Below are 6000 nucleotides of genomic sequence, written 5' to 3'. Positions count from 1 at the left end.
TTTGTTCTTCTTACATCTCCCAATTGAGTTTTTTCTAATTCTTGCCTTACCCACCGATCGTTTTAACCTGATTCCTGGGCGATCGCCCGCTCGTTCAACAGCACAGATGTTAATTTCTGTCAACTTTCTTGTTAAGAAAGATGTTTATAAAGTATAGCTTACTAAGGGGGGGTTGGGGGGGGCAATATCTAGCGCTACTTTATGAAATTGGTATTAGAGAGTGTTAAGCGATCGCCCAAAAACCAAAAATGTGCGATCGCCTTCAGGTCACAATAGGCAAAAATCAACTAGACTGCGAAATTAAATCCGAATCCTTTTTGTCCTTGGAGCGATCGACACTAAAATCTTCATAGTACGATCGCTCAGTATTCACATCCCACAAATCGTGCTTTTCCCCCAGAATATTTCTCGCCGCCAGCAACCCCGTCAGCATAGAATGGTCTTGGTTGTTGTATCGGTGCATACCGTTTCGCCCGATCGTCTGCAAATTCTCAATACCCTTCAAAAAACCTTCAAGTACCTGCAAATGTCCCCGATATTCCGCATCGTAAACTGGGTAAGCTTTAAGTTGCCGTATGACAACTCCATCTTCAACCTCAGCAGTTGTTGCTAACCCCAAACCAACCAACTCGCGAGTTGCTAATGCCACAAGTTCAGCGTCCGACATTTCCCAAATATCGTCCCCTACGCTACAGAAATATTCCATTCCCAAACAACTTTTGCTGACATCAGGAACTAACGCGGCGCTCCAATTCTTAAAGTTTTGAATTCGTCCCACTTTGACTTCGGGAGAGTGAATGTAAATCCAGTTGTCAGGAAACAAATCCTTGCGATCGACAATCAGCGCTACAATCAAAAAATCTCGATATTTGAGCGATCGCGCCGCGTGCAACACCTCTTCGGGCGGCTGCGGTTTCAGCCTCGCTATCAGCGCCGATATCGGCATACTCGTAATAAAATTATCCGCCGAATATTGGACTAATTCTCCGTTTTGCTCCGCAGTAATACTTTTAATCTTATTACCTTCACGCTCAAAGCCGATCGCCTTAGTATCGAGATAAACTTTGCCGTCTTTATTCTCCACATCTTCCGCGAACTTTTCCCACATCATCCCCGGCCCCAAAGCCGGATAATCAAATTCTTTGATTAACGTTTTAGTATCGTTGCTGCCAAACAAAGCATTAATAATTGCAGTCGTCAGCGACAATCCTTTAATCCGCTGCGCCGCCCAATCTGCTTGAATTTCCGAACAAGGAATGCCCCAAACTTTTTCAGTGTAAGTCTTAAAAAATGTTTTATACAAGCGTTCGCCAAAACGATTGATCACCCATTGTTCAAAAGTTGTTTCTTCCGGCAGCGGCCAAATTCTCACTTTCAGATAACTCAAAATAATTAGCGTACTCTCAATTATGCCCAAATTAAACAGAGTATTGAAGGCACTGATCGGATAGTTGAAAAATTTACCTCGATAAAAAATTCTGGACAATCGCGGCACTTTAATAAACTCATTTCCCAGTACCTCTTGCCACAACTCCTGCACGGCTTCAACTTTAGTATAAAAGCGGTGGCCGCCAATGTCGAAACGGTAGCCTTTGTAGGTTTCGGTGCGAGCTATTCCCCCAACTTTATCACCTTTTTCTAGTACAACAGGGATGATGCCTTGTTTGACTAGCTCGTAGGCAGCAGTCAAGCCCGCAGGGCCCGCACCGACGATCGCAACCGGATAATGTTTCACTCAGCCTACCTCCAGCTTTTTTATCGAACTATACCATTATTTATAACTTCCCAAATAGATAGATGCACCCGTGAATACCCTGAGAAACTATCGATCGATCTGATGTTGAAGCGCAATTGGCATTGATTTCTTCAGCGGTACCGGCAAGCTAACCTTGGCAGTCAAGGGCTTTTTTTGGGACAAATGGCGAGCCGTGCCGATCGCAAATGCCAGTCCGCTGTAAAAATAGAAAAGCCAGTGCCAAGGAATTGTTTTTAGAGCAAATACGAGACCGTGTTTTTGCTGAAAAAATCGATAAAGCGGTGCATTAATTGCTACCAGCGGCACGGCTACAAACGGCACAGCTAGCAAGCAGTTGAGCGACCAACAGGTTCCCAAAACCAGAAGCAGCACTGCATAAGTTAAAATCACGCTGATGCGGTTCGACACTTGCAAGTTGAGGTCGTTATTCAATTGCCGATCGCGCCAAATAAGTTCCGTCCAAGGCAGCGCTCGGTAAAAAAAGTCAGCTTTCACCATCCCCATCGCTTCCCAGCGCTTTAAGTGCTTCACCTGCAATGTTTTGCACAGCCGAATTTGATAACCTGCTTGTTTCAAACGGTAGCCGAATTCAATATCCTCGATCGAAGCTTGGCGGTAACTTTCATTAAAGCCACCCATCTGCAAAAAAATTTCCCGGCGAATCACTCCGCAAGCTCCCCAAAAAGTCGAAGCTTCTTCGTTACCGGTTTGGTGCACGTAGTGGTGCAGCAAGTTCCTGTACTGCGAGAGAAAATTGGGATCTCCAGGAGCATCATCGTAGGAGCCGATGAAAGCAGTCAAGTGGGGATTATTTTTGAACACCGATATCGCATAACCCACTGCTTCAGGACAAACAGCCACATCAGCATCCACAAAAAACAGAATATCTCCCTTCGCAGCTTGCGCTCCCAAATTTCTAGCTCTGGCTGGGCCGCCGCATTCAGGAATTCTAATTAATTTTGCCCCAAATTCCTTGGCCAGACGCCAAGAACCGTCGCTTTCGCCATCTGCTACTACAATAATCTCGATCGGTCTCGGTACGGCTCGAGCCAGTTTTGACAAACAAGTGCGGAAGTAAGAACCCCCGTTGTGGACTGGGACAATCACGGATACAGTCGGGTCAGCGGTAGAAATCATCACCTAAATAACTTAAATTGCATGAGGAAACATTGCTTGAATTTTAATGATGTTATTTTACAAACAGTAAAATCAGCTCTACTATTTTGTTTATAACTCGATCTCTATTTATATTCAACTATATTTTTTGCTGGCATTCTCGATCGCATTTTTCCCCGTCGATGCCTGTATTCTAAGTCATTTTTTCCTGAGACTCAGGTGATGCAGACAGCAGCTTTACGAAATCTTTAAATATGTCATTGTTTTTGTAAACTTTAGAAAAAGCCCCACCAGCGATTGTCTCTGACAGTGTTCCACCACACAAGAATTTGATTCTACCGATTAAGTCCAGTATAAGATATAACATTGAATGTACTGAGGGCAGTCTGCTGTCAGTCGATCGGGGCATTGAAGATTTACTTGCAGCATTCTCGATCGGGATTCCCCAACCAAAGTCTAAAATTTGCGGTTATCCACGACAAAAGTACGCGGCGCAGCACCAGTTTTTGGGCGGACTCAGGACTTGACTAATACAGTTTCTTTATAGCTCATCCGCAAGGGACTCCCGCACCAAGTCTGTGTCCCCACCGCTGCAGCAACTCACACTTTATGAAATTTGGCAAGACATTTAAAACATACATCGTAATTTTTTTTAACGGTGTACGATCGACCTTGAGTAATTTGCTAACATACCCTTAGCTTGCTCCCTGCGAGCCAAAATTTTTACACAAACCAGTTTTTATATTACATGAACACATCCCACCACAACTTAAACCCGCCATTAGTTTCAGTCATCATACCTGCATACAACGCTCAAAAATTTATTGCTAAAACATTAGAATCTGTTTTATCTCAAACCTATCAAAACATAGAAATTTTAATAGTAGACGACGGCTCCACAGATACAACACCCGAAATCGTCAAATCTTTTGCCCAAAAAGACAGCCGAATCATCTTATTGCAGCAGTCAAACGCCGGTGTCGCCGCCGCACGCAACCTAGCAATAGAAAAATCCAAAGGCGAATACATTGCACCCATTGATGCCGACGATATTTGGTATCCGCAAAACCTAGAAAAACAAGTCGAATGCTTAATTAAATCAGAACAATCCGTAGGAGTTGTCTATTCCTGGGCACTTGATATCAACGAAAAAGACTTATTCACAGGTGGATTTTACAACTCCACCATCGAAGGAGAAGCATACAAAGCTTTAGTTTATAAATATTTTATGGGTAATGCTAGCTCATCTCTGATCCGCCGCATTTGTTTCGAGAGAGTCGGCGGTTACAATTGCCAATTGAAAGCCGAAAACGCCCAAGGCTGCGAAGACTTAGAACTTTTTCTCCGCATCGCTGAACATTATCAATTTAAAGTAGTGCCAGAATTTTTAGTTGGCTACCGACAGATTCCCAGCAGTATGTCTTGCAACTATGCAGCAATGGCAAAATCTCACTCTCTAATTATGGCAGAGGTACGGGAGAGGCATCCTGAAATTCCTGACAATATTTATCGCTGGTCTAACAGCAGTTTTTATATATACAATTTAGCCGTTAAAAGCAACCGTAGCGGCAACCATAAAAGTACATTATTTTGGCTGTATAGAGCTTTTAGAGAAGATTCATTGATGACTCTTTTGCGCCATAATTTCTACATTTTGTCAATAGAAAGTATATTAAAAATAATACTTTCACCAGTTACTCAATCTCGGTCAGACTTAAAATCAACATCAACAGAGACTGAAGGCACAACAATTTCCACCATCCATAGGCGAACCAGCATTCACAAAGTGCTCCCGTCTCAGGTATATGAAAGAATGCGATTCAATAATTTTGCTAACCGATAACGCAAATAAACCCAAGATCAAACAACCAGATTTCTTAAAGAAACCTGGTTTTTGAGGCAAGCTATGGAAGAGAGTTAAATCAACGGAAATAAATTTTTGCTGCTTCTTGCTTCTACTTATATATCTCTAAGCGCGAGAAGCTGTAGCAGTTTGAGCTTTCGGCTGCTTACCGTCCGGCGAAAGCGATTCTCCTTCAATAAACGATCGCAACATCCAAGCCATTTGCTCGTGCTGTTCCATCAAACTCGTCAAAAAGTCTGCGGTTCCGTCATCCTTAAACTCTTCACCGCACTGTTCGACGTGTTTGCGGAGATTGCGAATCACCAGTTCGTGATCGTCAACCAAGCGCGACACCATCTCGCTTGCTAAAGGCAAATCGCCGACGTGTTCCTTAATCGAAGCATACTTGAGAAAACCCTCAGCAGTACCAATCGGATAGCCGCCTAAAGCTCTCACCCGTTCGGCCATAGCATCTATATTTAGTGTTAACGCCTGGTAGTGTTCTTCCCACAACTGGTGGAGCGATCGAAACTGCGGGCCAACTACATCCCAGTGATACTTTTTGGTTTTGATTAACAGCAGATAAGCATCTGACAGGTCGCGATTTAATAGTTCGATAACACCTGTACGTTGCTCCTCAGATAGACCTATATTTAACTTACGCATTGAAACTGTGACCTCAATTCTAACTTTCCATTTATTAGAACAAATTTCCCCAGCCACTTACATCAACCCAGAGGACGATCGCACTTTGGTAAAATTGCTGCATTTCAGGTTAAAGCAATCGCAATATAGATACCTTTAGATAGATGTCATGCAACTTTTTGTTCCGGGCAGCCTTTGTCTGTTTGGCGAACACAGCGATCGGGCAGCAGGCGATCGCCCCCTCAATCCCGCTGTAGAACCCATTTGACATCTTTTGTTGAACAATAAGGCAGACTGCAGCAGCCGTCTGGCACAACTCAACAGCCACAAGACTAGAGATCGGGTGGTTCGGGCAACAAAAAAGCTGAAATTTTTCTGGCATAAGGCTTGTGGCAACAGCAACCGATGTCAAACGGGTTCTATATATTTATGGTCGATCGCACCTCCTGCTAGCCATAGCCGCCGCTGCACCGCTGCCTCAACAGCTACATCCCTTTATTCTGCGTTGTCGATCGCCCCAAAATTCAATCAATTGTAACGAAATATTACAAGATAGCGTTAAAACAGCATAGAGTCTTGACAGCAAAAAACTAAGCCGCTATTCTGATATACATACCCGGGTAAGTCAATTCACTGTCAT

Annotated in this window: 5 protein-coding genes; 2 read left to right on the top strand and 3 right to left on the bottom strand. The window is 43.6% G+C overall.

Going from position 1 to position 6000, the window contains the following annotated elements; translation table 11 throughout:
• Positions 1–283: 283 nt before the first annotated feature.
• Together WBA89_RS00625 and WBA89_RS00620 are read right to left on the bottom strand one after the other, a co-directional pair.
• The gene (locus tag WBA89_RS00625) at positions 284–1735 is read right to left on the bottom strand and encodes an NAD(P)/FAD-dependent oxidoreductase (RefSeq protein ID WP_424403091.1); all 1452 of its coding nucleotides are present in this window, start codon (positions 1733–1735) and stop codon (positions 284–286) included.
• A gap of 87 nt (positions 1736–1822) precedes the next feature.
• Complete coding sequence (locus tag WBA89_RS00620) at positions 1823–2893, bottom strand: glycosyltransferase family 2 protein (RefSeq protein WP_424403093.1); 1071 nt, start codon at positions 2891–2893, stop codon at positions 1823–1825.
• A 727-nt stretch (positions 2894–3620) separates the two neighbouring features.
• On the opposite strand from WBA89_RS00620, the gene WBA89_RS00615 reads away from it, so the two are divergent.
• Positions 3621–4715 carry a glycosyltransferase family 2 protein gene (locus WBA89_RS00615; RefSeq protein WP_424403089.1) on the top strand — a complete coding sequence of 365 codons (1095 nt, stop codon included), beginning with the start codon at positions 3621–3623 and terminating at the stop codon, positions 4713–4715.
• Positions 4716–4841: 126 nt separating this feature from the next.
• Here the strand turns inward: WBA89_RS00615 and WBA89_RS00610 are convergent, their stop codons facing one another.
• A complete protein-coding gene (locus WBA89_RS00610; RefSeq protein WP_424403087.1) occupies positions 4842–5381 on the bottom strand; it encodes a Dps family protein in 540 nt (179 codons plus the stop codon).
• A gap of 368 nt (positions 5382–5749) precedes the next feature.
• Here WBA89_RS00610 and WBA89_RS00605 point away from each other — a divergent pair, with 368 nt between their 5' ends.
• Positions 5750–5932, top strand: a complete 183-nt coding sequence (locus tag WBA89_RS00605) for a hypothetical protein (protein ID WP_424403085.1) — start codon at positions 5750–5752, stop codon at positions 5930–5932.
• Positions 5933–6000 lie beyond the last annotated feature (68 nt).

It is taken from the genome of Microcoleus sp. (assembly GCF_049646505.1).
Classification (GTDB): Bacteria; Cyanobacteriota; Cyanobacteriia; order Cyanobacteriales; family Microcoleaceae; genus Microcoleus.
The sequence above is the reverse complement of the archived record's forward strand: the minus strand, read 5'-3'. Positions and strand labels throughout refer to the sequence as shown.